Source organism: Limisphaera sp. 4302-co (assembly GCF_049537155.1).
Lineage (GTDB): Bacteria > Verrucomicrobiota > Verrucomicrobiia > Limisphaerales > Limisphaeraceae > Limisphaera.
This window is the reverse complement of record NZ_JBMVQZ010000001.1, coordinates 354,757-378,841: the sequence shown is the minus strand read 5'-3', so window position 1 is coordinate 378,841 and position 24,085 is coordinate 354,757. Positions and strand designations below refer to the sequence as shown.

General features: G+C 65.5%; 16 protein-coding genes. 4 read left to right on the top strand and 12 right to left on the bottom strand.

The window, feature by feature from the left end; genetic code table 11:
- Nucleotides 1-27: 27 nt before the first annotated feature.
- The gene (locus ACPDIX_RS01365) at nt 28-1,704 is read left to right on the top strand and encodes a hypothetical protein (protein WP_423429974.1); all 1,677 of its coding nucleotides are present in this window, start codon (nt 28-30) and stop codon (nt 1,702-1,704) included.
- Nucleotides 1,705-1,713: 9 nt separating this feature from the next.
- On the opposite strand, the gene ACPDIX_RS01360 is transcribed toward ACPDIX_RS01365, so the two are convergent.
- The gene (locus ACPDIX_RS01360; protein ID WP_423429973.1) at nt 1,714-4,344 is read right to left on the bottom strand and encodes a M16 family metallopeptidase; all 2,631 of its coding nucleotides are present in this window, start codon (nt 4,342-4,344) and stop codon (nt 1,714-1,716) included.
- A 2-nt stretch (nt 4,345-4,346) separates the two neighbouring features.
- Here ACPDIX_RS01360 and ACPDIX_RS01355 point away from each other — a divergent pair, with 2 nt between their 5' ends.
- A complete protein-coding gene (locus ACPDIX_RS01355; protein ID WP_423429972.1) occupies nt 4,347-4,472 on the top strand; it encodes a hypothetical protein in 126 nt (41 codons plus the stop codon).
- 25 nt (nt 4,473-4,497) lie between these two features.
- Here the strand turns inward: ACPDIX_RS01355 and ACPDIX_RS01350 are convergent, their stop codons facing one another.
- The 9 genes from ACPDIX_RS01350 to ACPDIX_RS01310 form a co-directional block, all read right to left on the bottom strand.
- Nucleotides 4,498-4,941: a Minf_1886 family protein gene (locus ACPDIX_RS01350; RefSeq protein ID WP_423429971.1), complete on the bottom strand. Its 444-nt coding sequence runs from the start codon at nt 4,939-4,941 to the stop codon at nt 4,498-4,500.
- A 165-nt stretch (nt 4,942-5,106) separates the two neighbouring features.
- A complete protein-coding gene (leuS, locus tag ACPDIX_RS01345) occupies nt 5,107-7,893 on the bottom strand; it encodes a leucine--tRNA ligase (RefSeq protein ID WP_423429970.1) in 2,787 nt (928 codons plus the stop codon).
- Between the two features lie 776 nt (nt 7,894-8,669).
- The gene (locus ACPDIX_RS01340; RefSeq protein ID WP_423429969.1) at nt 8,670-9,704 is read right to left on the bottom strand and encodes a nucleoside hydrolase; all 1,035 of its coding nucleotides are present in this window, start codon (nt 9,702-9,704) and stop codon (nt 8,670-8,672) included.
- Nucleotides 9,705-9,861: 157 nt separating this feature from the next.
- Entirely contained in the window at nt 9,862-12,483 is a 2,622-nt protein-coding gene (gene clpB, locus ACPDIX_RS01335) for an ATP-dependent chaperone ClpB (RefSeq protein WP_423429968.1), read from the bottom strand.
- Between the two features lie 9 nt (nt 12,484-12,492).
- On the bottom strand, nt 12,493-15,030 hold the full coding sequence (gene lon / locus ACPDIX_RS01330) for an endopeptidase La (protein ID WP_423429967.1): 2,538 nt from the start codon (nt 15,028-15,030) through the stop codon (nt 12,493-12,495).
- The gene (locus ACPDIX_RS01325) at nt 15,027-15,461 is read right to left on the bottom strand and encodes an Hsp20/alpha crystallin family protein (RefSeq protein ID WP_423429966.1); all 435 of its coding nucleotides are present in this window, start codon (nt 15,459-15,461) and stop codon (nt 15,027-15,029) included. Before ACPDIX_RS01325 ends, lon begins: the two co-directional genes overlap by 4 nt.
- Nucleotides 15,458-17,536 (bottom strand): ATP-dependent zinc metalloprotease FtsH, encoded by a 2,079-nt coding sequence (gene ftsH / locus ACPDIX_RS01320; protein WP_423429965.1) that lies wholly within the window; start codon nt 17,534-17,536, stop codon nt 15,458-15,460. The genes ACPDIX_RS01325 and ftsH overlap by 4 nt, the downstream gene beginning before the upstream one ends.
- Nucleotides 17,537-17,620: 84 nt before the next feature.
- On the bottom strand, nt 17,621-19,066 hold the full coding sequence (locus ACPDIX_RS01315; RefSeq protein WP_423430170.1) for a DegQ family serine endoprotease: 1,446 nt from the start codon (nt 19,064-19,066) through the stop codon (nt 17,621-17,623).
- Nucleotides 19,067-19,408: 342 nt separating this feature from the next.
- Entirely contained in the window at nt 19,409-19,870 is a 462-nt protein-coding gene (locus ACPDIX_RS01310) for an Hsp20/alpha crystallin family protein (RefSeq protein ID WP_423429964.1), read from the bottom strand.
- A 405-nt stretch (nt 19,871-20,275) separates the two neighbouring features.
- Between ACPDIX_RS01310 and ACPDIX_RS01305 the strand changes: the two genes are divergently transcribed.
- Entirely contained in the window at nt 20,276-20,665 is a 390-nt protein-coding gene (locus ACPDIX_RS01305; protein WP_423429963.1) for an RbsD/FucU domain-containing protein, read from the top strand.
- A gap of 73 nt (nt 20,666-20,738) precedes the next feature.
- On the opposite strand, the gene ACPDIX_RS01300 is transcribed toward ACPDIX_RS01305, so the two are convergent.
- Nucleotides 20,739-21,746: an NAD(P)-dependent alcohol dehydrogenase gene (locus ACPDIX_RS01300; RefSeq protein WP_423429962.1), complete on the bottom strand. Its 1,008-nt coding sequence runs from the start codon at nt 21,744-21,746 to the stop codon at nt 20,739-20,741.
- A gap of 254 nt (nt 21,747-22,000) precedes the next feature.
- Between ACPDIX_RS01300 and lepB the strand changes: the two genes are divergently transcribed.
- Complete coding sequence (gene lepB, locus ACPDIX_RS01295; RefSeq protein ID WP_423429961.1) at nt 22,001-22,564, top strand: signal peptidase I; 564 nt, start codon at nt 22,001-22,003, stop codon at nt 22,562-22,564.
- Nucleotides 22,565-22,600: 36 nt separating this feature from the next.
- On the opposite strand, the gene ACPDIX_RS01290 is transcribed toward lepB, so the two are convergent.
- On the bottom strand, nt 22,601-23,998 hold the full coding sequence (locus ACPDIX_RS01290) for a tetratricopeptide repeat protein (protein WP_423429960.1): 1,398 nt from the start codon (nt 23,996-23,998) through the stop codon (nt 22,601-22,603).
- Nucleotides 23,999-24,085 lie beyond the last annotated feature (87 nt).

Here is a 24,085-nt window from a genome sequence, read left to right as displayed (position 1 = left end):
AGAAGCCTTGCCAGGACGATGAGCCGCATGAACAGGGAAGCGATGGGGCCTGCTTTTTCGATGGAGATTCCCGGGTTGTCTCTGGAATGGTGGAAGCCGTGGAGGTGGTGGATGGGTGTCTGCCTGGCCTTTGCGATGCTGGGGCCCGGCGTGCCCGCGGCTCCTGGGAATGTATTCGCCAGTCACATTCGATTGGAAAGGCTCCCCGAAGGGTCGGGTGGCGGGGTGGCGATCCGCTACATTTTGAACGAGCCGGCCACGGCCGGTGTCGTGATCGAGGTTTGGGACGGCTCGCAGGTGGTCCGGACCCTGGCCATGGCGGGGGGAGAGCCGGGGACGTTCCGGGGCGAGAACCAAGTGATGTGGGACGGCCGGGATGGGCAGGGCGTGCCGGTCTGCTGCGGGGTTTACCGCGTGCGGATCACCGCGGCGGCGCAGGGCTTTGCCGACTGGACGCAGATCAGTGACGATTTTGCCCCAGGCCAGTACGTGTATGCGCCCACCGGGATCGGGGTGGTTCGCGACCCGCTTTCGCCGTATTACGGCCGGGTCCTGGTGGCAAACGGCCGCCCGGGACCGAACGCGGAATTCCTCGACGGCGATCGGCCGGGTCTGCTGAAACTTCAGGCGGATGGTTCCGTGGCGGGGGAGGGCGGCTGGAGCGATGGGGGCCGCAGTTGGGCCGGTGAGGGTGACAGCCCGGGTGAGGTGGAGGTGTGGGGCGAGCGTGTGTATGTCTGGGACGCGGCGGAACACGAGCTGGTGATGCTGGACCCCGAGGCATCGCCGACGAGTTTGCGCGTGGCATGGGATCACACGAACCACCCGACATCCGGGACACGCATGACCGGATTTGCTGTCGGCACAGGGCCGGGGGGAAACTGGTTGTGGATGGCCCAGAACGAGGCGGCGTCCGGCCCGGGCGTTTACGGGTGGCCCTTGGAGGACGATGGCACGGTGGCTCCCGGGGACAGAGGTACTCTGGCGATCCGTGCCGGCGCCGGATTCGATCTCGGCACGGCGCCGTGGGACGTGGCCGTGGGACCGAACGGCGGGCTTTTTGTGATTCAGTCGCGCGCGGTCCCGGGTGACGGGCAGCCGCGGGTGCTGGCGTTTCCCGCCTGGACCAACCCGGCTGCACCATTGGAGAGTGCGATCTGGGTGGCGGGTGGCGGTCAGGACACCATGCGCGGGGCGACCGCGGTTGCGGTGGATCCGACGGGCAGCCGGGTGGCGGTCACGTTTCGCGGTGTGTTGTCCGGCGGCTTTTTCGTGGGCGGCCGCGTGATGATCTTCGATGCGGCCACGGGTGCGTGGGTGGTGACACTGCCCGGGGTGGATCAGGAGTACAGCGACGTGGACTGGGATGCGGTGGGGAACCTTTACGTGGCGAATCTGAGCGAGTCGGTGTGGCGGGTGTATTCCCCTCCCGGGTCGAACGCGGCCACGACCCTTTCCGTGGCAACGGTGGAGATCGGCGGGGGATCGGTCCGGCCGTTCCTGGAGGTGGTGCGTTTGGAGGGGTCCGGGCTGGTGTTGGCGCTGACGGCCCAGCCCGGCAGCAGCTACGTGATCGAGGCGTCGGCAGATCTGCTGCAGTGGACGCCCGTGGGGACGGTGGTCATGGGCGAGGCTGCGCGGCGGGAGACGACCGTACCTGCTGAAGGTCCACGCAGGTTTTACCGCGCGCGGTTGGGCCCGTAGGGCGGGGGCTCAAGCTTTCCGGGCTCCGGCACGGCGGGGAGAGTCTGGCTCCACCACTGCCAGGACATAGCGGTCCGGCCTGAGGTAGCGGGCGGCCGCGTCCCGGATCTGGTCCAGGGTGACGGCCTCGATTTGGGCGTCTTCCTCGTCGAAGTTCTGATACCCGAGGCCGTAGAGTTCATCCAAGGCGGCCTGTTGGGCCAGGCTGCCGAGCTCCTGTCGGGCGATTTTCTTTTGGCCCAGCAACTTGGCTTTGGCGCGTTGAAGCTCGTCCCTGGAGACGCCCCGCGTTTGGAGCAGGCGCGCCTCGGCGATGAATTCCTTTTCGACGCGGTTGACCTTGGAGGGTTCGGTGCCTGCGTAAAATGCGAAGTAGCCCGGGGCAAGGCCCATGAAATTCTGGGCGCCCACGTAGTAGGCCAGGCCCAGTTTCTCACGCACGCGCAGGAAAAGTCGGGACCCCAGGTCGCTGCACAGTTCCTGGATGAGTTCGAGGGCGAAACGATCGGGGCTGTCGAGTCGGACGCCGGGCCAGCCCATGACCAGGACGGCCTGCCGTTTGTCGTGGGTTTCGCGGACGTGTTGGGGTTTGTCGGGGACGCTTGGGATCGGCTCCGGCAGGGCGGGGGCACTTGGGGCGCCGTTCCAAGTGCCGAAGTACTTGTGAACGGCGGCGAGGGCGGTGCCGGCCTCGACATGGCCGAAGAGGGCCAGGACACAGTTTCGCGGCACGGCCCATTGTTGATGGAAGGAGCGGACCCGGGTGACATCGAGAGAGGGCAGGCTGGTTTCGTTGCCGAGGTTGTCCAAGCCGTAGCCCTGTCCGCCAAACAATGCGCGGCGCATGGCCAGGAACGCGCGGGCCAGCAGATCGTCCCTGCGGGCGCGGAGCCGGGCGAGAAGGACCTCGCGTTCGTGTTCAAGCGCGGCAGCGGGGAAGGCGGGCTGGCGCAGGACCTCGGCCAGCAGCTCCAGGCCGAGATCCAAATCGTCGTGCAGGACCTCGCCGCTGAGACCGAAGCTGTTGTTGCCTCCGTAGGTGTCGAGGTAACCGCCCACGGACTCGATGGTGCGGGCCACGCTTTCGGCGGAGCGGCGACGCGTGCCCTTGAGAAGGAGGCGTGCGGTGAGGGTGGTCAGGCCGTTGGTTTCCGGGTTTTCAGCCAGGACACCGCCGCGGAAAACGGCGCGCATTTCCACGAACGGCAGCCGGTGATCTTCCTTGATGAGCAGGCGCAGGCCGTTGGGGAGTTCGATCTTTTGAATCGGGCCGGATCGATGGACCGTGGTGGTGTGGGTGTTGCGCGGCAGGCGCCCGCGGGGCCACAGACCGTAGAGGGTGCGGTTTTCCGGCACCAGGTAGGTTCGGGCGACCTCGCGCAGTTGTTCCGGGGTGAGGTTGTGGATGGCCTCGAGGTAGCGCTGGGAGAAGGCGAGGTCATTGGCCAGGAGCCAGCATCCGCCCAGGTCCTGGGCCTGACCGGCCATGGTCTTGCGACTGCCGAGCAGTGCGGTGGTGCACTGTTTGATGGCCTTGCGGAGTTCCTCCCGGGTGACGAGTCGGTCCTGGAGGCGTTGGACCTCGTCCAGCAGGGCTTGCCGCGCTGCGTGGAGACGGTCCGGTTCCATGATCGCGCTGATGCCGAACAGGCCGGGCAGCCCCGTGGTATAGGTCCAGGCATCGACGCTGGTGACCAGGCGAAGTTTTTCCCGAACCTGTTGATACAGCCGGGAGCTGCGTCCCTGGCCGAGGATGGTGGCCAGCACCTCCAGGGCGGGCAGGTCCGGGTGGCGCGCATCCGGGATGTGCCAGGCGATGTGGAGATGGCCCAGCTCGGTTGTGGCTTCTTCGAACAACTCGCGCGGAGCCGTTTGCCGGGGTTCCTCGGGAAGGACCTCGGGTGGCAACGGCCGGGCGGGTGTCTTCGCGTAGGCGGTACGGATCTGTTCCTCCACGGCGCGTGGATCGAGGTCTCCCACCACCACGAAGAACACGTTGTTGGGTACGTACTTTTCCCGGTAGTACGCGAGGAGATCCCGACGGGTCACGGCGTTGAAGAGATCCGGATAGCCGATGATGTTGTAGCGGAGGGGACTGCGCGTGTAGGCGACCTCGAACAACCGCTGACTGGAGCGCCGGTGGGGATCGTCATGGCACATGTCCATCTCGCGCCGGATGACTTCCTGTTCCTTGGCCAGCTCGGCCGCAGGCAATGTGGCGTGCTGCATGATGTCGCAGAGGATGTCCACTGCGACGGGTGTTCCCGTTGAGGGGACATCGATGTAATAGACGGTCCGGTCGAAGGAGGTGTAGGCATTGATGTAGCCGCCCGCGGCCTGCACCTCCTGGTCGATCCGGGAGGCGGGCCGGGAGCGGGTGCCCTTGAAAAGCATGTGTTCCAACAGATGGGAGAGCCCGGCACCGAGCCAGCGTCCTTCGTGGACGCTGCCGGACATGCACCAAGCCTGGGCGGAGACGACCGGCGCGCTGGGGTCCTGGCGGAGAATGATGACCAGGCCGTTGTCAAGTTGGCTGAGGTGGACGTCCGGCGGCAGGGCGGGCAACTCCAGTCGGGGCTGCCGCTGGCCGGGTGACGATCGGGTGGTGAGGACGGACCGGTTTTGGGGGATACGTTTCACGGGTGGAATTGGTGCTGTTTGCAGTGGAGTGGGGACCGGCGGGTCGGGCCGGTGTCCTGGCCCGGGAGGCAGGCCTGGGGCAGGCGCGGCAGGGCCGCGGGTTTGCGGTGATCCGGGACAGTTGGTGAACAGCAGCGGGGCACGATCACCGGATCAAGGACCGGCCGAGGCCGTTTTGTTGCGGGCTCTTTCTCGCTCCCAGGCCGCCTGTTTGCTGGGCGGGAGGAAGGGTTTGCGAAAGGCCTCCTCGAAGTCGTAGCCCTTTTCGAAGTCGGCGCGGCTGTCCTGTTCGGTTTTGGCCAGGATGCCTGCGTCCACCATGTTGAAGACGACTTCGCCGAAGTCCCGGCAGGATCGGATGTTCCATTCCTCGAACACGGTCAGGGCCATGGGGCCGAACTGCTCGAGGGCGTAGTGGCGGATCCCTTCGAGGAGTTCCTGGCCGGTAACGTGGCGGAGCCGCCCGCGCTGGCCTTTGCTGACCATGCGTTGGGTGTACTCGAGTGCCTCGCGCACGAAATGGTAGGCGTCCCGCGGATAGCGCGGGTCGAGGGCCAGGATCCGATCCAGTGCCTGTTCGAGAGCCGGTTCGTGCATAGTTCTCAACGTGGGGCGACCTGCACCGCGACGGGTTCGGCCGGCTCCTGGCTGAGACGCCAGGTGCGGACGGCCCAACCGATCAACAACAGTCCAACGACCGCACAGAGAACTTGTTGCTCACGGCGGGTCAGGTACCCCATGCCCGGAACGATAACCGAGGAATCAGCCCACCGCAATGTTGACCAGCCTGCCCGGCACGACGATCACCTTCCGGATGGTCTTGCCGGCCAGGAAGGGCCGGACCTTTTCGGAAGCGAATGCCGCCTTTTCCAGGGCGTCGCGATCCAGGTCGCGCGGCAGCCGGAGCACGTCGCGCACCCGGCCGTTGACCTGGACGACGATTTGCAAGGTTTCTTCCTCCAGCAGTGCTGGATCCCAAGCGGGCCAGGGTTCGTAGGTGAGGCAGGGGACCGGGCGTTGATCCGGTGCGAAGGTCCGGTGCCAGAGAGCCCACAGCTCCTCCGCCAGGTGCGGGGCGAAAGGTGCCAGCAACTGCAGGAAGCTGCGGAGGAGCCGGGCGGGTCGGACCTCCCAGGAACCGGCCTGGTTGACGAAGATCATCATGGCGGAGATGGCGGTGTTAAATCGGAGCGCTTCCAGGTCTTCGGTGACCTTCTTGATGCAGGCGTGGAGGGCCTTGTTCTGCGACGGGTCCGGTTCGAGGTCCCGGATGGAGGGATGGAGCCGGAGCTGCTCCAGGAGCGGTTCCTGTTGATCGGGGGGCGTGACGGCGAGGTTCTGCTCAAACTCGGTTTCGCTCGATTCATCAATGAAAAGCCGCCATACACGGCCGAGGAACCGGTACACGCCTTCGACGCCGCGGGTGCTCCATGGTTTGGTGTCCTGCAGGGGGCCCATGAACATTTCATACAGCCGGAAGGCATCAGCGCCGTACTGGGCCAGGATGTCGTCCGGATTGACCACATTCCCGCGGGATTTGGACATTTTTTGCCCGTCCTCGCCCAGGATCAGGCCTTGGTTCACCAACTTGTGGAAGGGCTCCGGCGTGGAGACGTGTCCGAGGTCGTAGAGGACCTTGTGCCAGAAGCGGGCGTACAAGAGGTGAAGCACGGCGTGTTCGGTCCCGCCCACGTAGAGGTCCACGCCGGGTGTGCGCCCCTCGGCAGGGTCGGTTCCCATCCAGTAGCGTTCCGGGGCGGGGCCGACGAAGCGTTGGTCGTTTTTGGGGTCCAGGTACCGCAGGTAATACCAGCAACTGCCGGCCCATTGAGGCATGGTGTTGGTTTCGCGCCGGCTGCCGTCCGGGCGTTCGACCCAATCCCGGGCACGGGCCAGAGGCGGCTGGCCGTCGGGGGTGGGCTTGTAGTCGTCCAGCTCGGGTGGGAGCACGGGCAGTTCCGATTCCGGCACCGCCTCGTGATACCACTCGCCACGGGGATCGCGGCGCCAGACGATGGGAAACGGTTCGCCCCAGTATCTCTGCCGGCTGAAGAGCCAGTCGCGGAGTTTGTACTGAACGGTCCGGCGTCCCAGGCCGCGTGATTCCAGCCATTGAATGACCTTTTCCTTGGCCTGTGGGGTGGGCAGACCGTCGAGGGAAAGGTCCCGGCAGGAGGAGTTGACCGCGACGCCGTCGCCGGTAAACCCGCGCCACGGGATGCTGTCGTCCGGCGGCCGGACCACCTGGACAACGGGCAGGTGGAATTTCTCGGCGAATTCGAGGTCGCGGGTGTCATGGGCGGGCACGGCCATGATGGCACCGGTGCCGTAGCTCATGAGGACGTAATCGGCGATCCAGATGGGGATGCGCTGGCCGTTCACCGGGTTGATGGCGTGGGCGCCGGTGAACACGCCGGTTTTCTCCCGGGCCAGTTCGGTGCGTTCCAGGTCGGATTTGCGCTGGACCTCGGCCTGATAAGCCTCGACGGCGGCCCGACATTCCGGACGGGTGATCTTGGCAACCAGGGGATGTTCAGGCGCCAGCACCATGTAGGTGGCGCCGAAAAGTGTATCCGGGCGGGTGGTGAACACGCGCAGTTGCCGCTCTTGGGCGGACAGTTGCGGGTCGTCGATGATGAAGATGACCTCGGCCCCCTCGCTGCGGCCGATCCAGTTGCGCTGCATTTCCTTGAGCGAAGGGCTCCAGTCGATCAGGTCCAGATCCTCCAACAACCGATCTGCGTAGGCCGTGATCCGGAGCATCCACTGCCGCATCGGACGGCGCACCACGGGGTGGCCGCCGACCTCGCTGCGGCCGTTGACGACCTCTTCGTTTGCCAGGACGGTCCCGAGCGCCGGGCACCACCAGACGGGTGCCTCCGCCACGTAGGCCAACCGGTGGGCGTCCCGCCAGGCCCGACGCCGTGCCTCCAGCTCCGGATCCGGTTGGGTGCCGGGTGGCACCTCCAGTTCGGGCGGGTAGGGCAGGGTCTCGATGGGCTCGGCCTTGCGCGTCCGGGGGTTGAACCAGGAATGATAGAGCTGCAGGAAAATCCACTGGGTCCACCGGAAGTAGGCCGGATCGGTCGTGTCCACCTCACGGGTCCAATCGTAGCTGAACCCGAGGCTTTTGATCTGGCGCCGGAAGGTGGCGATGTTGCGTTCTGTGGTGATGCGGGGGTGCTGACCGGTCTTGATGGCGTATTGTTCGGCCGGCAGTCCGAAGGCGTCCCAGCCCATGGGGTGCAGCACGTGGAGGCCGCGCGCCCGCTGGTAGCGGGCCAGGATGTCCGTGGCGGTGTAGCCTTCGGGATGGCCGACATGCAGACCCGCCCCGGACGGGTAGGGGAACATGTCCAAGATGTAGTATTTGCGGGGCAATCGGGCGGCGTCAGCCCGGCCCGACAGGCCGTGCCGACGGGCAAAGGGATGGTCGGACGGAATCTCGTCCCCGGGATTGAAGGCGCGAAAGACGCCTGTCTCCTCCCAGATCCGTTGCCACTTGGGTTCAATGAGGTGGAACGGATACAGCTTGCGCACGTTACCCATACGGAGGCGCAAGTTTGAGCCAACCCCGCCCCGGGAAGCAACGGCGGATTTGCAAGGGCGAAGCGGTGAACGGTCCGAGTTGGCAAAACTCACCGGCCACCCTCCCGGCATCGGCAACGCTCGGGTTGTTCCCGGGCAGACCGGCTTTTCACGGCCTCGCGATGGGCGGGAGGGGCAACCTGTCCCGGCCATGGCTCCCCGGGGGCAATGTCACCACTTCATGCCACATGACAGGCCAGGTCGCGCAGGCTAAACAAGGCGCATACTGGCCGGGCTGGCCGGGACGGCGTTGCCGATGACGGAGCCCGGCTGTGGAAGACCCGGTTTGTGAAGCAGCGCGGGGTCAGCAGAGCGGCCTGATCGAGAGGAGCGTCCGGCCCAGCCCCCGGGCCGGACGCTCGCCCGGGCGAAGGCTTGGGGATAGCTCTGTAAAGCTGTTCTTTGCCACTGGATTTGTCCTCAACCAACCGAGTCGGGCGAGGTTCCCAGTGTCCCGAAGGGCATCGGCGCCGGCCGCTGCAAATCAAAACCAAACGGCCGCAAGCGAACGGCGGCTGGTCCGGTGAGGACACGGGGAAATTTGCTCGACGTCCCTGTGGGAACAGGGCGGCAGGCCGGAAAGCCCCATTCAGGCCTGCCGCCCTCGTTTTTCATCCTGGGCCGGCGGGTGGGAGTGGCGCTGCGGCGGGAGGAGCCGGGGGCAGCTACGGGGGCCGCTGCAAGACGGGCCTTGCGGACGCGTCTTCAGCGGGGCTGCTGCAATCGGCAGGGGTCGGTCAACGCGCGGGAGATGCCGTGTGGGTGAGTCTTTCGACCATCCACCGTTTGAAGGCCTCCAGGTCCTTCCACGCCGTCGCAGCCCGGACGGTGCGGGCGCCGGCGCGCACGCGGGTGAAACCGTCGGGGGTGACCTCCAGCGGGAGGGTTTCCATTTCACAAAAGTCGGTGGCGATCGCCAGGTAGATGGCCACGCAATCGAAGAGGGTGGAGGAGCGTTGTTCGATGTCCGGGGGTGCCAGTTCCGGGCGGTGCGCGGCCCAGACACGGTAATTTTCCCAAATGACCCGCGGCACGGCCCCGGGACTGGTACGGAAGCGCCGGAAGAGGGGGCCATCGAGTTGCACGAGGCCGCACGTATCGAGTGGAGTGAGGGTGATGGGCCAGGGGCCGGCGAGGACTTTTTGAAAGGCGGCAGGATCACAGCGGACGTTCCACTCGGCGTCCGGCTGGTCTTTCCCGCCGTAACCGCGACGGACACTGCCCTGCATGCCCACGAAACGTGCGCGGCGGGCGATCCGCGGCTCCTGTTCCAGGGCGGCGGCGAGATTCGGCACCGGCCCAATTGCGATAAGGGTCACCGGCTCGGGCGAGCCCAGGATGGTGTCGATCAATGCGCGGATGCCGTTGGTGTGGACCGGGCCGGGGTAGGAAGCAAGGTCATAATCCCCCAGCCAGGCTGCCTGGGATGCGACGCCACCCACTTGCGGGACCTCTATGCCGAGGCCGATGGGGACGTCGGCCCTTCGCATGGATTGAAGCAGCTTGGCGGCCAGCCGGCCGCGGTACGAAGGCCGGCCGTAGTCGGTCAACACGAGCTTTACGTCCAGCTCGGGACATTGGAGGAGCAGTCCCAGAGCCCAGGTGTCGTCAATGTCGTCGCCGATGTCGGTGTCCAGGATGACGGGGATCTTGTGGTTGGGCGTGGCCGGACGAGGTTCAGCCAGGGCTGAAGGGAGCCCGGTCGATCCGGAGCCGGGGACAGGGAGACCGGTGAGGGCGAGGGCGAGCACGGCAAACAACAGCGTTTTCATGGTCGAGACCCCGGTCCCGGCAGGGAAGCAGATTCGGGCTGACACGGCCAGTCAGAAAACTTTGGGTTGCGATGCCGTGGGAGATAAAAGGGCCGCCCGACAACGGACGTCGGTCGGGCGGCCGGGGAGACGACAATGGGGGCGCCGGGCGCGGCGCTCAGGCGGCCAGGGCACGTGATTCGAAGGTGAGCTCGCCGTTTTTGCAGTCCACGGTGACCAGGCTGTGGTCGGTGACCTCGCCTGCCAGGACCTTGCGCGCCAGCACGGTCTCGATGTGCCGCTGCAGATAGCGCTTGAGCGGGCGCGCGCCGTAGACGGGATCGTAACCGGCCCGGGCGATGTGTTCGCGGGCGGCTTCGGTGAGTTCGAGGCGGATGTGCCGCTCGGCCAGTCGCTGGCGGAGCAGCTCGAGCTGGAGTTCGACGATCCGCTTGATTTCGGACAGCGTCAGAGGTTTGAAGAGGACGATTTCGTCCACGCGGTTGAGGAATTCGGGACGGAAATGGGCGCGCAGTTCCGCCATGACCTTGCGGCGGACGCCCTCGGCGATTTCGCCGGTCTCACTGGCGTTTTCGATCAGGTACGGGCTGCCGATGTTGCTGGTCATGATGATGATGGTGTTTTTGAAGTCCACGGTTCGGCCGTGACTGTCTGTCAGGCGGCCGTCGTCGAGGATCTGGAGCAGCACGTTGAAGACGTCCGGGTGCGCCTTTTCGATCTCGTCGAAGAGGACCACGGAATACGGTTTGCGGCGGACGGCCTCGGTGAGCTGGCCGCCTTCCTCGTAGCCGACATAACCCGGCGGGGCACCGATGAGGCGGGCCACGGCGTGTTTTTCCATGTACTCGCTCATGTCAATGCGGATCATGTTGTCCTCGCTGTCGAACAGCGCCTCGGCCAGCGCACGGGCCAGCTCGGTCTTCCCGACGCCGGTGGGCCCGAGGAAGATGAACGAGCCGATGGGGCGTTTGGGATCCTTGAGGCCGCTGCGGGCCCGGATGACGGCATCCGCCACGGCTTGGACGGCCTCGTCCTGGCCGATGACCCGGCGGTGGAGGATCTGATCGAGCCGGAGGAGCTTCTCCTTTTCGCTTTCCAGCAGGCGGGCCACCGGGATGCCGGTCCAGCGTGAGACGACCTCGGCGATTTCATCCGGGGTGACCTCCTCGCGGAGGAGGCGCTGGCCGGATTTGCTGACGGCATCGGCCCTGGCCTCGAGTTCACGGAGCTGTTTTTCCAGGGCGGGGATTTTCCCGTACTGGTATTCGGCCACGCGGCCCAGGTCATGTTCGCGGCGCGCTTTTTCCATTTCGTTGCGCGCCAGTTCGAGGGCTTCGCGGAGTTTCTGGATGTCGTCCACCAGTTGCTTTTCCTTCTGCCACTGTGCGCGCAGTTCATCGCGTTGGGCCTGCAAGTTGGCCAGCTCCTTCTCGAGGTTTTGGAGTCGTTCCCGGCTGGCTTCATCCTTCTCCTTGCGGAGCGCCTCGCGCTCGATCTCGAGCTGGGTGATGCGCCGTTCGAGCTGTTCGAGCTCCTCGGGCATGGACTCCATCTCGGTGCGGAGCTTGGCGGCCGCCTCGTCCACCAGGTCAATGGCCTTGTCGGGTAAAAAGCGGTCGGTGATGTAGCGGTGCGAGAGGTGGGCGGCGGCGACGAGGGCGGCGTCCTGGATGCGGACCTTGTGATGGAGTTCGTAGCGTTCGCGCAGGCCGCGGAGGATGGAGATGGTGTCCTCCACGCTCGGTTCGTCCACCAGGACCGGTTGGAACCGGCGTTCGAGTGCGGCATCCTTCTCGATGTATTTGCGGTATTCGTCAAGGGTGGTGGCGCCGATGCAGTGCAACTCGCCCCGGGCGAGCATCGGTTTGAGCATGTTGCCGGCGTCCATGGCGCCCTCGGCCTTGCCTGCGCCCACCATGGTGTGGATCTCGTCGATGAAGAGGATGATCTGCCCCTGGGCCCGGGCGATCTCCTGGAGCACGGCCTTGAGTCGTTCCTCGAATTCGCCGCGGTATTTGGCGCCGGCGATCAGCGCCCCGAGGTCGAGGGCGATGATCCGCTTGTCGCGCAGGCTGTCGGGGACATCGCCGGAGACGATGCGCTGGGCCAGTCCCTCGACGATGGCGGTCTTGCCGACGCCGGGTTCACCGATCAGGACCGGGTTGTTCTTGGTCCGGCGGGAGAGGATCTGGATGCAGCGCCGGATCTCGGCGTCGCGGCCGATGACCGGGTCGAGCTTGTTCTGCGCGGCCAGCCGGGTGAGGTCGCGCCCGTACTTCTCGAGCGCCTCGTAGGTGGCTTCGGGATTGGCACTGGTGACGCGCTGGTTGCCGCGAACCTCGGTGAGGGCCTTGAGAAAATCCTCCCGGGTCAGGCCCAGGTTTTTGAAGATTTTGCCGATGCCGGTGCCGGCGGGCTCGTCGAACATGGCCAGGACGAGATGTTCCACCGAGACATACTCGTCCTTCATGCGGCGGGCGTGGTCGCGGGCGGTGACCAACAGGCGGTTCAAACGCTGCGTGATGTAGATGCCCTGCTGGGTCACATCGCTGCCGGAGACCCGCGGCAGGCGGGCCAGTTCCTCCTCGACCCTGGCCTTGATGAGCTCGGGATTGACGCGGGCTCGTTCGAAAAGCCGCGGGATCAGGCCGCCTTCCTGTTCCAGCAACGCCAGCAGCAGATGCTCGGCATCCACCGCCTGGTGCTGGTGTCGGACGGCAATGTTCTGGGCTTCCAGCAGTGCCTGCTGGGATTTTTCAGTGAATTGATTCAGGTCCATGGCACAAAGTCAGCGTTTCAGATGTTGAAGGGTCTGCGCCGGCACGGCGGCGGGTTGCGAAGCCGCCGACACGCGGCGCCGGGTCCGTTTTGCTCCGGGTTTGCGGGTGCGCCGGGCCGTTTGGAAGGCCAGCGCGACCACCTCGTCCACGGTTTCGATGGGATGAAATCGGATCTGGCGTCTGACCTCCGGGGGCAACTCCACGAGGTCTTTCTCGTTATGTTTGGGGATGATGACGGTGCGGATGCCGGCCCGGAGGGCGGCCAGGCTCTTTTCCTTGAGGCCGCCGATCGGCAGCACCACGCCCCGCAATGTGATTTCGCCGGTCATGGCGATGTCGGGTCGGACGGGCCGGCGGGTGAACAAGGAGGCGATGGCGCAAAACATCGCGATACCGGCCGAGGGTCCGTCCTTGGGAACCGCGCCGGCCGGCACATGGATGTGAAGGTCCATGTCCTTGAAGGCGTCTTCCGGGATGCCCAGCTCCCTGGCCCGGCTTTTGACCAGGCTGAGGGCGGCCTGTGCACTCTCGCGCATCACATCGCCGATCTGGCCGGTCAGCAGGATGTTGCCCTTGCCGGGGTAGGCGAGGGCCTCGATGTGCAGGATCTCGCCACCGGTGGGTGTCCAGGCCAGACCTGTGACCACGCCCGGCCGGCCGGTGGTCAGTCGGGTTTCGTGGATGTATCGCGGCGGGCCCAGGATGGCCTCGACCTCCCCGGGCGTGACGGTGAAACGTGTGATTTCCCCCCGTGCCACGCGTGCGGCCACGTGGCGGCAAACGGCTGCGATCTGGCGTTCGAGTTCGCGCACGCCGGCCTCGCGGGTGTAGTCGTGAATGATCCGGCGCAACGCCGCCTGGGTGAACCGGCACTGGCCGTTCTTGAGGCCGTGTTCCTGCAGCTGGCGTTTGACGAGGTACCGGCGGGCAATCTCGAGTTTTTCGCGGTCCGTGTAACCGTGCAGTTCGATGACCTCCATCCGATCCCGCAGCGGTGCCGGGACGGTGTCCATCACGTTGGCGGTGCAGATGAACATCACCTGGGAAAGGTCGAACGGCACGTCGAGGTAATGATCCACAAAGGCATGGTTTTGCCGGGGATCGAGCACCTCGAGCAGGGCGCTGGCGGGATCGCCGCGGAAATCGGTGCCCAGCTTGTCGATTTCGTCCAGCATGAGCACCGGATTGCGGGATCCGGCCCGGCGGATCTCCTGGATGATGCGACCGGGCATGGAACCGATGTAGGTGCGCCGGTGGCCGCGGATCTCGGCCTCGTCATGGACGCCGCCGAGGCTGACCCGGGCGAATTTTCGGCCCAGGGCATCGGCGATGGACTGGCCGAGGCTGGTCTTGCCCACTCCCGGCGGGCCGCAGAAGCACAGGATGGGGCCGTGCCCCCGGGGATTGAGTTTGCGGACCGCGAGGTACTCGATGAGGCGACGTTTCACCTTCTCGAGGTCGAAATGATCGCGGTCCAGGATCTTCTGCGCGCGGTCCAGGTCGAGATTGTCCTCCGTCAGTTTGTTCCACGGCAGTTCGGCCAGCGTCTCGAGGTAGGAGACGACGACGGCGTATTCGGGGCTGGCCGGGTGCAGGTGCTGCAGCCGCCGCAGTTCGCGTTCGGCCTGTTGCATGACGGCCTCCGGCGGGCCGGCCTGTTGGAGCCGCTGCCGGAGTTCCTCGATTTGCTGTTCGACGCCGCCGTCCTCCTCACCCAGCTCCTTCTGGATGGCGCGGACCTGTTCGCGCAGGAACGCCCGGCGCTGCTGATCGCTGATGGCGGAGGAGACATCCTTCTGGATTTTTTGCTGGATGCGCGCGATTTCGAGCTGTGCCGCCACGTGCTTGAGGACGGCACGCACGCGTTTGGCCACGTCGAGCTCCTCCAACAGGGGCTGCTTCTGCTCGACCGGGAGGTTCAGGCTGCCGGCCATGAAGTCGGCCAGTTGGCCCGGGTCCTTCAAGTTCCGGATGACCGAGGCGGCCTGGTCGGGCGGATCGAGCGTCAGTTCGACCAGTTTGAGCGCGGTCTCCCGCAGTTCCTCCACCGTGGCGGTGAACTCGAGGTCGTCGGAGGGTGGGGGAAGGGGTGTCAACACCCGCACCTCGGCACGCATGAACGGCGCGACAACCAGGGCGCGGACGAAGGCGACCCGTTCCAGTGCCTGCACGACGATGATCAGGGTGTCATCGGCCTGACGGAGCAGTTTGAGCACCCGGGCGGCCACGCCCACGTGGTGGATGTCGTCCGGTCCGGGTTCCTCCGTGGCCGCGTCTTTCTGGGCGAAGATGCCGATGATCTTGCTCTGCGGGAGGGATTCTTCCAGCAATTTGCGCGAGGAGGGCCGCCCGATGGTCAGCGGGGCCACCAAGCCCGGGAACAGCACCGTGTTGCGGACCGGCAGGATGGGCAGCGTGTCGGGGATGGCGATTTCCCCCTCACCGGATCCGGCCCTGCTTTCGGCACCCGCACCGCCCGGGCTGATCGGGCTGCCTGATTCTTCCAAACACAAAGGGTCGGGGATGAATTCCAGCAGTCCTTTCATGGTGTCAGCTCCACTGTGAGTCCGGGCGAGGCCGGACGGGCCAGGGGCAGTTCGATCCACAAAAGCCCTTCCCGGTACCGTGCGGTGACCTGGTCGGTTCGGATGGGCTCGGGCAGGCGCAGGATCCGTTCGAACGGGCCGTAGTCGATCTCCATGGCCAGGACCTGTGGGGCCGGGTCGCCCGAGGCGCAACGCGGCTCCGGCGAGGCGCGGTTCCCCTCGATGATCAGCCGTTGCGGCTCCACGCGGACGGCGATTTGCTCCTTCTGCATCCCGGCCAGTTCCACGCAGACGAGGTACCGGTCGGACAGGCGGAAGGCATTGATCGCCGGGTGCCAGACGCGGCGCGATTCCATGTGCACCACGCTGAGCTGGTAGAGATCGCCTGCGACCTGGTTCAATCTGACCTGCCATTGTTCGTGAGTGCTCATGGTGCAAATCCGGTTGTGGGTTGAGATTGCGGCGGCTGCACGGCCGGAGGCGCCGCGGCGGCAGCCGGGGCACGGGTCGCCGATTGGGAGGCCGACAGGGCCAAGGGGCCGGGCGGCGGCAGGGTGGGCACAGGTTCCTTGGCCTGCGGCCGGGATTTGCCGACCAGGCGGTAGAACTCGTCCCCTTCAAGGGTCTCCCGCGCCAACAGTTCGGCCGTGACGGCCTCGAGCTGGTCGCGATGCTCGTTCAAGATGCGGCGAGCCTCATCGTACGCGCGGTCGAGAATGGCCCGGACCTCTTCGTCAATCTCCCGGGCCGTTTGTTCGGAGCAATCCCGCTGGAATCCTCCGTCGGCCCCCTGCAGGAACAGCGGTGTGCGCTGGGCGCAATGGACAAGGCCGATGCGTTCGCTCATGCCGTAGACCGCCACCATGTGGCGTGCCAGTGCGGTGGCGCGTTCCAGATCGTTCTGTGCGCCGGTGGAAACCTCGCCGAACACGACCTCCTCGGCTGCCCGGCCGCCCAGCAAACATTTGATGCGGTCGAACAGCTCGCTGCGGGTCAGGAGATACTGATCTTCCTGGGGCAGCTGCAGCGTGTAGCCGAGGGCGGCCCGACCCCGCGGGACGATGCTGATCTTGTGGACCGGGTCGGCGTGCGCACAGTAGGCGGCCACCAGGGCGTGGCCCACTTCGTGGTAGGCGACGCGCTTCTTTTCCTCGGCTTGCAGACGCCTGGAGCGGCGCTCGGGCCCGGCCACGACCTTTTCAATGGCGGCTTCGACATCCGCCTGCGTGATCTCCCGGGCCTGGCGACGGGCCGCCAACAGCGCGGCTTCGTTCAGGACGTTGGCCAGGTCCGCCCCTGAAAAACCGGCCGTGGCGGCGGCCACACGACGAAGGTCCACATCGGCGGCCAGTTTTTTGTTGCGGGCGTGCACCTTCAGGATGGCCTCCCGTCCATCCAGATCCGGTGCATCCACCACCACCTGGCGATCGAAGCGGCCGGGTCGAAGCAATGCACGATCCAGGATCTCGGGCCGGTTGGTGGCGGCGAGAATGATCACGCCGGTGTTGGCTTCGAACCCGTCCATTTCGACCAGGAGGGCGTTGAGGGTCTGCTCGCGCTCGTCATTGGCCGGGCCCAGATGCACGCCGCGTTGCCGGCCAATGGCATCGATTTCGTCGATGAAGATGATGCAGGGGGCATGTTCTTTGGCCTGTTTGAACAGGTCGCGCACCCGCGCGGCGCCCACGCCGACGAACATCTCCACGAAGTCGGCGCCGCTGATGGAGAAGAACGGCACTCCGGCCTCACCGGCCACGGCCCGGGCCAGCAGGGTTTTGCCCGTGCCGGGCGGGCCCACCAGGAGCACGCCCTTGGGAATGCGCGCGCCCAGCTCTTGATACGCCGCGGGGTTCCTGAGGAAATCCACCACCTCCTTGAGTTCCTGCTTGGCCTCCTCACAACCGGCCACATCGGCAAAGGTGACGCCGGTGTTCTTGTCGAGGATGAGCCGCGCGCGGCTGCGGCCGATGCCAAGCACCTGTTCGCCCGCCGCACTCAGGCGCCGGTTCAGCAGGGAAAAGAGCAGGACCATCAACCCGATCGGCAGCAGCCATCCCCATACCAACTGACTCATCAGGCCGGGACGAACGCCCGTGAATTCCACACCCGCCGCCTCGAGTTCCTTCACCAGATCGGGATCTTCCACTCGCACCGAGCGGAAGAGGAACGGACGGGCCGGCTCCGCGGGCACCCCGGAGGCGGCGTTGGCCGCTGCGTCCTTGCTCCGGGAGGAGTCGGAGGGATCCGAGGATGCCTCGGCAGGCGCGGGGCCGGAAGGCACGATGCGCCCCATGATCTCTGTTTCGCGCACCTCGACCTCCCGCACCTCCCCGGCTCGGAGATGACGCTTGAACTGGCTGTACGGGATCGTGCGAACCGTCCAGTGGTCGAACCACTCCTGCCACCCCCACAGGACCAGCAGGGTGGCAATGAGGTAGAAGAGGATGAACCGCCCCTGCGGGCCGAACGAGCCTGGGAGTTTGATTTTGGACGGATCCTGCTTCATGCCTGTTGGGTTGTCCTGCGGCCCGGGGGCGGGCGCTTTGGAGCGCCCGCCCCGCACCTCAGGCGGGCCGACAGCGTCAGCTTCCTAGCGCCGGCGGTTTGCGTCAATGACGAGGTACCGACTGGCGCCGCCGCTCCAAACGCGCAGCAGTACCGTGGATTCGCGGATTCTTTCACTCTCGCGGACGGCCTCGTCCGCGTTGGTCACGCGACGCCGGTTGATCTCCAGGATGACATCACCGGGCTGCAGACCCTGTTGTGCCGCGGGTGATTCGGGATCCACCTCCACCACCAGGGCGCCGCGTACGTGCGGAGGGATGCCGAACATCTGGCGATTGCGGGGCGTCAGATCATCCACCACCACCCCGTCCAGCGGATCGGCTTGTGGACCCCGCCGCAGGCCGCCCCGGCCGGCGCGGGCCAGACCGCCTTCCTGCGGCATTTCACCCAGCTTCACCCGCAGGCTCATTTCGCGGCCATCGCGGAGGATGCGCAAACGGACCTCGGTGCTCGGTCGGGTCTGGGCCGCCATCAAGCGGAGGTGCCGGTCGTCCTGGACCTTGCGCCCGTCGAACTCGAGGATGACGTCGCCGGCCTTGAGCCCGGCATCCTCAGCGGGGGAGCCGTCGATCACGTCTGCCACGAGCGCACCGGAGGTGTCTTTCAGGTCGAACTGCCGGGCCAGTTCGGGCGTAATGGGCTGGATGTAAACGCCCAGATAGCCACGTGTGACCTTGCCGTCCTCGATGAGCCGTTCCATGACGTAGCGTGCGAGGTTGGAAGGGATGGCAAAGCCGATGCCGAGGTTTCCACCCGATCGGCTGATGATGGCCGTGTTGATCCCCACGAGCCGGCCTGCCACGTCCACCAAGGCGCCGCCGGAGTTGCCGGGATTGATGGGGGCGTCGGTCTGGATGAAGTCCTCGTAGTCCAGGCCCAGGCCGGAACGGGACTTCGCGCTGACAATTCCCATGGTCACCGTCTGGCCCACGCCGAAGGGGTTGCCGATTGCCAGGACCACGTCGCCCACGCGGAGTTTGTCACTGTCGGCGATGGTGATGGCAGGCAGATTGCGGGCCTCAACCTTGATGACCGCCACATCGGTGCGCGGGTCGGTGCCCACGATCCTGGCTTCGTACTCGGTCTTGCCGTCGGGCAAGGCCACCCGGATTTCATCCGCTCCCTCGACCACGTGGTTGGCGGTCAGGATATAACCGTCCTCGCTGACGATGACACCCGAGCCCAGGCTGCGCTCGCGCCTTTCACGGGGCAGGTCATCCGGAATGCCGAAGAACCGCCGAAAGAAGGGATCTTCCATGAACGGCCCCCAAATGGGGAGTTGGCGCACCGTTTTGGTGCTGTAGATGTTCACCACGCTGGGGGCCACCTTCTCGACGACCGGGTGGAAGGTGAAGTTGGGTTGGGCCGAGGCCGGCAGCGGGGAATCGTCCACCTTGAACTTGGGCAATTCCGCCGCCCGGACGGCTTCCACGGTCGCCATGCCGAAGAGGAACAGCCCGGCAAGGATCACCGGCAACAGCGTCCTCCGGCTACCTGGCCGCCCCTTGCCAGGAACGGTTGGGACCGAACCGAGTCGAGTGAAACTCGTGTGGACAAGCAGTGCCACCTTTCGTGCCGTCATTTTCATCGCTTCGTTCTCCGGTTTTGATGTTGATCCGTTACAAGCTTCGACAGACGCCCGGGGAAAACGTTCCGTGCGCCTCCGGCCTGCCGGTCCGACGCGGGACTGTGGCAACATGAACGAAACAAGACAAGAAAGCCGGTGCAATGAACGCCTGATGTCCGGGCGAAAAGAGGGGCGCCCTCGTGGCGGGGCGCCCCTTGCTTGCGCCCGTCCTGGGAGCGGAGGAGGTCAGCTGACCTTCACTTCGATCTGTTTGGGCCGGGCTTTCTCGCTCTTGGGCAGATGGACCTTCAGCACTCCATCCTTGAACTCGGCGCGGACGTTGTCGGGATCCGCGTCTTCAGGGATGGTGAAGCTCCGGACGAACCGCCCATAGAACCGCTCGACCCGGTGATATTTCCGGTTCTTTTCCTCCTTCTCGGCCTTCCGCTCGCCGGAGATGGTCAGCGTGTTGCCCTCCACGGTGACCTTCACGTCGTCCTTACTGACCTCCGGCAGTTCGACCTTCAGGAGGTACTCTTTGTCATCCTCGATGATATCCACCAAGGGCGCCCATTCGGGCACGGTGATGGTTTCTTCGTCCGTGGTCAGCGTGCTGCGGCGGAAGGGCGACCAATCCAGAAGGGCAGCCATCCGCCGTTGCATCTCCTCCAGCTCCCGGAAGGGATTCCAGCGAGTCAAAGCAGCCATAGGCACTCTCACTCCCCGCACAGGCGGACTCGGTTGCCGACGGATCGCCCTGGAACGACCGCCGCCTGTTACTTTGAAGGTCATTCCGGGCGGCTGGGTTGCCTTTCGTCTCACCGATGCTCACCCAAGCATCGGCGCCCAGCCAACTCGCCTCAAAGAAGGAAGCATGCCACTGCACGTCTAAAACGTAAGATGCTTGTTTTCAGCATGATGCATAGATTCCCGCACTTAGTCATCTGTATCCAAACGACACATATGCGCGGTCAAACTGTGACATGTGGCTTCTCTGGTGCCATAATGACACACATGTTGGGGCTGGGAGGAGTTAGAAAAGTGTTGAGTCGGCGGCTGGCCGATGGACGGAAATGAGGTGCTTGGGGGAGGGCCTTGTGCTAAAGGGGGTGCATGCTCAAGACGGGGATATTGAATCCGCACGTGCTTTCGTTGCTGGCACGGGTGCGGCACACGAACACCCTGGTGATTGCGGATCGTGGGTTTCCGTACTGGCCGCAGGTCGAGACGGTGGATTTATCGCTGGTGGACGACATTCCCACCGTGTTGGACGTGTTGCGGGCGATCCGGCCGAACTTTCAGATCGGTCAGGTGTGGATGGCCGAGGAATTCCGGCGCGAGAATGGTGCGGAGACACAGGCGCGGTTCGCCGCTGCGCTGGCCGGACTGCCGGTGACGTACGAGCCGCACGTGAAGTTCAAGCAGCGTGTTCCCTCGGCCATTGGCCTGATTCGGACGGGCGACACCGTGCAGTACGCCAACATGATTCTGGAGTCGGCGTGAGACTGGTTGCGTCGGTGCCGCCCGTGGCACTTGCGGGTCGCCTGGTGGCCGCCTGGTGGACGGGGCCCGTGGTTCAGGCCAGCAACACGGCGCGGTAGCGCACGGAGTTGTTTCGGACCCTGGCGAGGGCCTCGTTGACCTTGGCCATGGGGAAGGTCTCGACCTTGGGCAACACGCCGAAGAGCGCGGCGTTGTCGAGCATTTCGAAGATGGTGGCGCGGCTGCCGATGGGGCTGCCCATGATGCGGCGGCGTTTGACGAGCAGGGGCCAGAGGGGCACGGAGAGTGGCGCGGTGGGGGCGCCCACGTAGCAGAGCACGCCGTCGGAGCGGAGCAGGTCCAGATAGGGCTCCACCGGGGTCGGGACCGGTGCGGTGTTCAGGATAATGTGCAGGGGGCGGGCGGGTCGCTGTACCGGTTGACCCTCCCGGACGAGGATGGCCTCGTGTGCGCCGAGGTCGGCGGCTTCGCGGGCCTTGGCTTCGGTTGTGGTAAAGGCGGTTACGTGGTTGCCGAGCCGGCTGGCAAACTGGATGGCCATGTGGCCGAGCCCGCCCACGCCGATGATGCCGATGCGGAGGCCGGAGCCCATTCCGGCGGCGCGGAGGGCAGAGTAGACGGTGATGCCGCCGCAAAGCAGGGGGCCGGCGGCTTCCGTGGGCAGGGCAGGGGGGAGGGGAAAGCAGTAACGGCTGTCCACCGCCACGTGGGAAGCGAACCCGCCGTATCCGTGGGTGATCACCCCCTGGTTCTGGTCGCAGAGGTTGTCATTGCCGCTCAAGCAGTCCTCGCAATGGCCGCAGGCGGACCGTTGCCAACCGATGCCCACACGCATCCCCACACTGAGGTGGGTGACGCCCGGTGCCAACTCGACCACTTCACCCACGATTTCGTGACCCGGCACGAGGGGGTAACGTGCGATGCCCCAGTCATTGTCGATCATGTGCACGTCGCTGTGGCAGATGCCACAGGCCAGCACGCGCACCAGCACCTCCCCGGGCTGGAGTTGCTGCAGGTCGTACGACCATGGAACAAGATCCCGGCCGGGGGCCAGGGCTGCAAAGGCATTCACTTTCGTCATGGGGGTCAGGATGGTGGGATACCGGCGTTGATGCAACGGCGGATGGGTTCGACCTGCGGCGGCATGGGCGCTGTCCGGCAGTCGAACAGGCAGGGAGCCGGCCCCGGGGAAACCCCGGGTGGGCCCGTAGCGCCACGGACGAGCATCGTGCGGGTCTTCCCCGGATTGTGGGTGCCGGTTGCGGTGGGGCAAAGTGGGACTTGCCGGGGCCGGAGGATTGCGGCTGCCGGTGGAAGGCAATGCGAACCCAGGGGATGCTGGCGACACGAGCGGCTCGAGCGGGATCTGCAGCGTTGGCTGCCGGGAGGCACGGGCTCCGGCGGCTGCGGGGCGAAGTGTTGTCGGTGGTGCTTCAGGGGTTGATGGTGCTGGGGTTGCTGGGCGGCAGCTTCGCCCTTTGCCGGCAATACGTTTTGCAATCCATTTGTGTGGAGGGGGCGAGCATGGTGCCGACGTTGCGGGAGCGGCACTGGTATCTGGCCAGCCCGCTCTGGTTGCGCTGGCAGGGGATTCAACGCGGGGACATCGTGGTTTTGCGGGATCCCACGGATCAGACGCCGGTGGTGAAGCGGGTGATCGCGGTTGAGGGGGATACGGTGGAGCTGCGCGGGGGGCGGGTGTTTTTGAACGGACGCCTGCTCGAGGAGCCGTACCTGCCGGAGGGGACGCGAACGGATCCGATTCAGCGGCGATGGGCGCGCGTGACGTGCGGGCCGGGCGAGGTGTACGTGCTGGGTGACAATCGGGGGGTGAGCGCCGACAGCCGGGAGTACGGGCCGGTACGATCCGAGGCGGTGGTGGGGCGGGTGCTCTGGTGAGGGTGCTGTGGTGAAGGAACGGCGCGGCCGGGGAGGTCACTGTCCTGCGTAGTAGGCATCCACCTTGGCGGCGACGTCCCGGTAGCTGATGTCCACCTCGTAAATCTGTTTGAACGGTTCGATGGCCTCGTCCCGCCTGCCCATGGCTTCCAGGACGCATCCCAGTTGGTAGAGGAGATCCTTTTTTTCGTCGTCGAAGACGTTTTTCTCCTTCAGGGCGTTTTGAAGGGTGCGGGCGGCCAGGTCATACATTTTGCGTTGGGCGAAGCAGCGGGCCAGGTAGGCAAGGGCGGCGATGCGTTTGTGGGGGTTGTTCTGGGCCTTCTGGAATTCGGCGATGGCTTCGGTGATGCGCCCGGCTTCGAACAAGAGCTGGCCGTATTCGAACCGGATGGAAAGGTCGGTGGGATACTTTTCCACCCGCTTCTTGCACTCTTCGAGTCGGAAGGCCTGCTTGGCGGCCTCGATTTCGCGCGTGCGTTCGGCGTAGTCGGGTGCGGCGGGGTCGAGCCGGGCCAGTTGATGATCGAATTTTCGGACGACGGTGTCGGCGATGGCGCGGTCGAGGCTGGGATCCTGTCCGGCCTCGGTGGCCCGGATCCGTTCGTAGTATTGGAGGGCGCGGTCGTAGTCGTGTTTCTGTGTGTAGAGCTCTGCGAGGGAGCGGAGCAGGCGCACGTTTTGGGGCTCGTTTGCGAGGCGGGCCTCGTACTCGCGGATGAGCCGTTCGGTGGTGTCCTCCGATTTTTGGACTTTTTGTTCCTGTTCGAGGACCTTGGCTTCTTCAGCGTTGCGGAGGACGTCGCGGTACGATCCGGTACCGGTTTCGAGGGCGCCGTACCCCGCTTCCGTAAGGGTGCGGCGAGCCGAGAGATTTTTCAGTTCCTGGGCCAGGTCGGGATCGCCCGGGTACACCCGGACCAGTGCGGCCAGGACTTGTTCTCCTTTGGCGACCTGGCCGGCATCGGCCAGTGCGTGGGCGTACTGAACGGCCACCTCGCGGTCACGCGGGTCGTGGGCGAAAAGGACCTCGTAGGAGAGGAGGGCCATTCGCGGAAGGCCGGCGGCGACGGCTGCTTCAGCGAACAGCTTGTGGGCGGTCATGTTGTTGGGGTCGGCGTTCAGCGCCTCCTCGGCCAGTTGCATGGCCTCCAAGGGATTGCTGCGGAGGGCGAGGCGTGCGCGGGCCAGTTCCGGCGATGCGGCTGCCCCGCTGAGGATGCGTTTGAAAAAGCCCGTGCTTTTGGCAGCGGCCTTGCGTTGTTGGGCCTGGCGAAGGGCCTTGCGTGCGTCCAGAAAGGCCGGTTCCCGGTTCAGCACCTGGGTCAGGAGCATTTGGGCGTATTCGTGATTGTCCCGCCGCAGGGCTTCCAACCCGCGCTCGTAAAGTTCGCGCACTTCTCGAGAAACGTCCTGAAGAGACTTCTCGGACATGGTCCTCAGATTAGGACCGGCGAGATGGGCATGCTATTCAAAAGTGGCCGGGCGAACCGGCCGCGCGGCCCGGACGGGTTGAGCCGC

Excerpts from the sequence above, each read along its gene's own strand:
- ACPDIX_RS01305 (WP_423429963.1), top strand. The coding sequence starts at position 20,276 with ATGCTCAAGACGGGGATATTGAATCCGCACGTGCTTTCGTTGCTGGCA.
- ACPDIX_RS01325 (WP_423429966.1), bottom strand. The coding sequence starts at position 15,461 with ATGAGCACTCACGAACAATGGCAGGTCAGATTGAACCAGGTCGCAGGC.
- ACPDIX_RS01365 (WP_423429974.1), top strand. The coding sequence starts at position 28 with ATGAACAGGGAAGCGATGGGGCCTGCTTTTTCGATGGAGATTCCCGGG.
- lepB (WP_423429961.1), top strand. The coding sequence starts at position 22,001 with ATGCTGGCGACACGAGCGGCTCGAGCGGGATCTGCAGCGTTGGCTGCC.
- ACPDIX_RS01300 (WP_423429962.1), bottom strand. The coding sequence starts at position 21,746 with ATGACGAAAGTGAATGCCTTTGCAGCCCTGGCCCCCGGCCGGGATCTT.
- clpB (WP_423429968.1), bottom strand. The coding sequence starts at position 12,483 with ATGGACCTGAATCAATTCACTGAAAAATCCCAGCAGGCACTGCTGGAA.
- ftsH (WP_423429965.1), bottom strand. The coding sequence starts at position 17,536 with ATGAAGCAGGATCCGTCCAAAATCAAACTCCCAGGCTCGTTCGGCCCG.
- lon (WP_423429967.1), bottom strand. The coding sequence starts at position 15,030 with ATGAAAGGACTGCTGGAATTCATCCCCGACCCTTTGTGTTTGGAAGAA.
- ACPDIX_RS01310 (WP_423429964.1), bottom strand. The coding sequence starts at position 19,870 with ATGGCTGCTTTGACTCGCTGGAATCCCTTCCGGGAGCTGGAGGAGATG.
- ACPDIX_RS01350 (WP_423429971.1), bottom strand. The coding sequence starts at position 4,941 with ATGCACGAACCGGCTCTCGAACAGGCACTGGATCGGATCCTGGCCCTC.
- ACPDIX_RS01290 (WP_423429960.1), bottom strand. The coding sequence starts at position 23,998 with ATGTCCGAGAAGTCTCTTCAGGACGTTTCTCGAGAAGTGCGCGAACTT.
- leuS (WP_423429970.1), bottom strand. The coding sequence starts at position 7,893 with ATGGGTAACGTGCGCAAGCTGTATCCGTTCCACCTCATTGAACCCAAG.
- ACPDIX_RS01340 (WP_423429969.1), bottom strand. The coding sequence starts at position 9,704 with ATGAAAACGCTGTTGTTTGCCGTGCTCGCCCTCGCCCTCACCGGTCTC.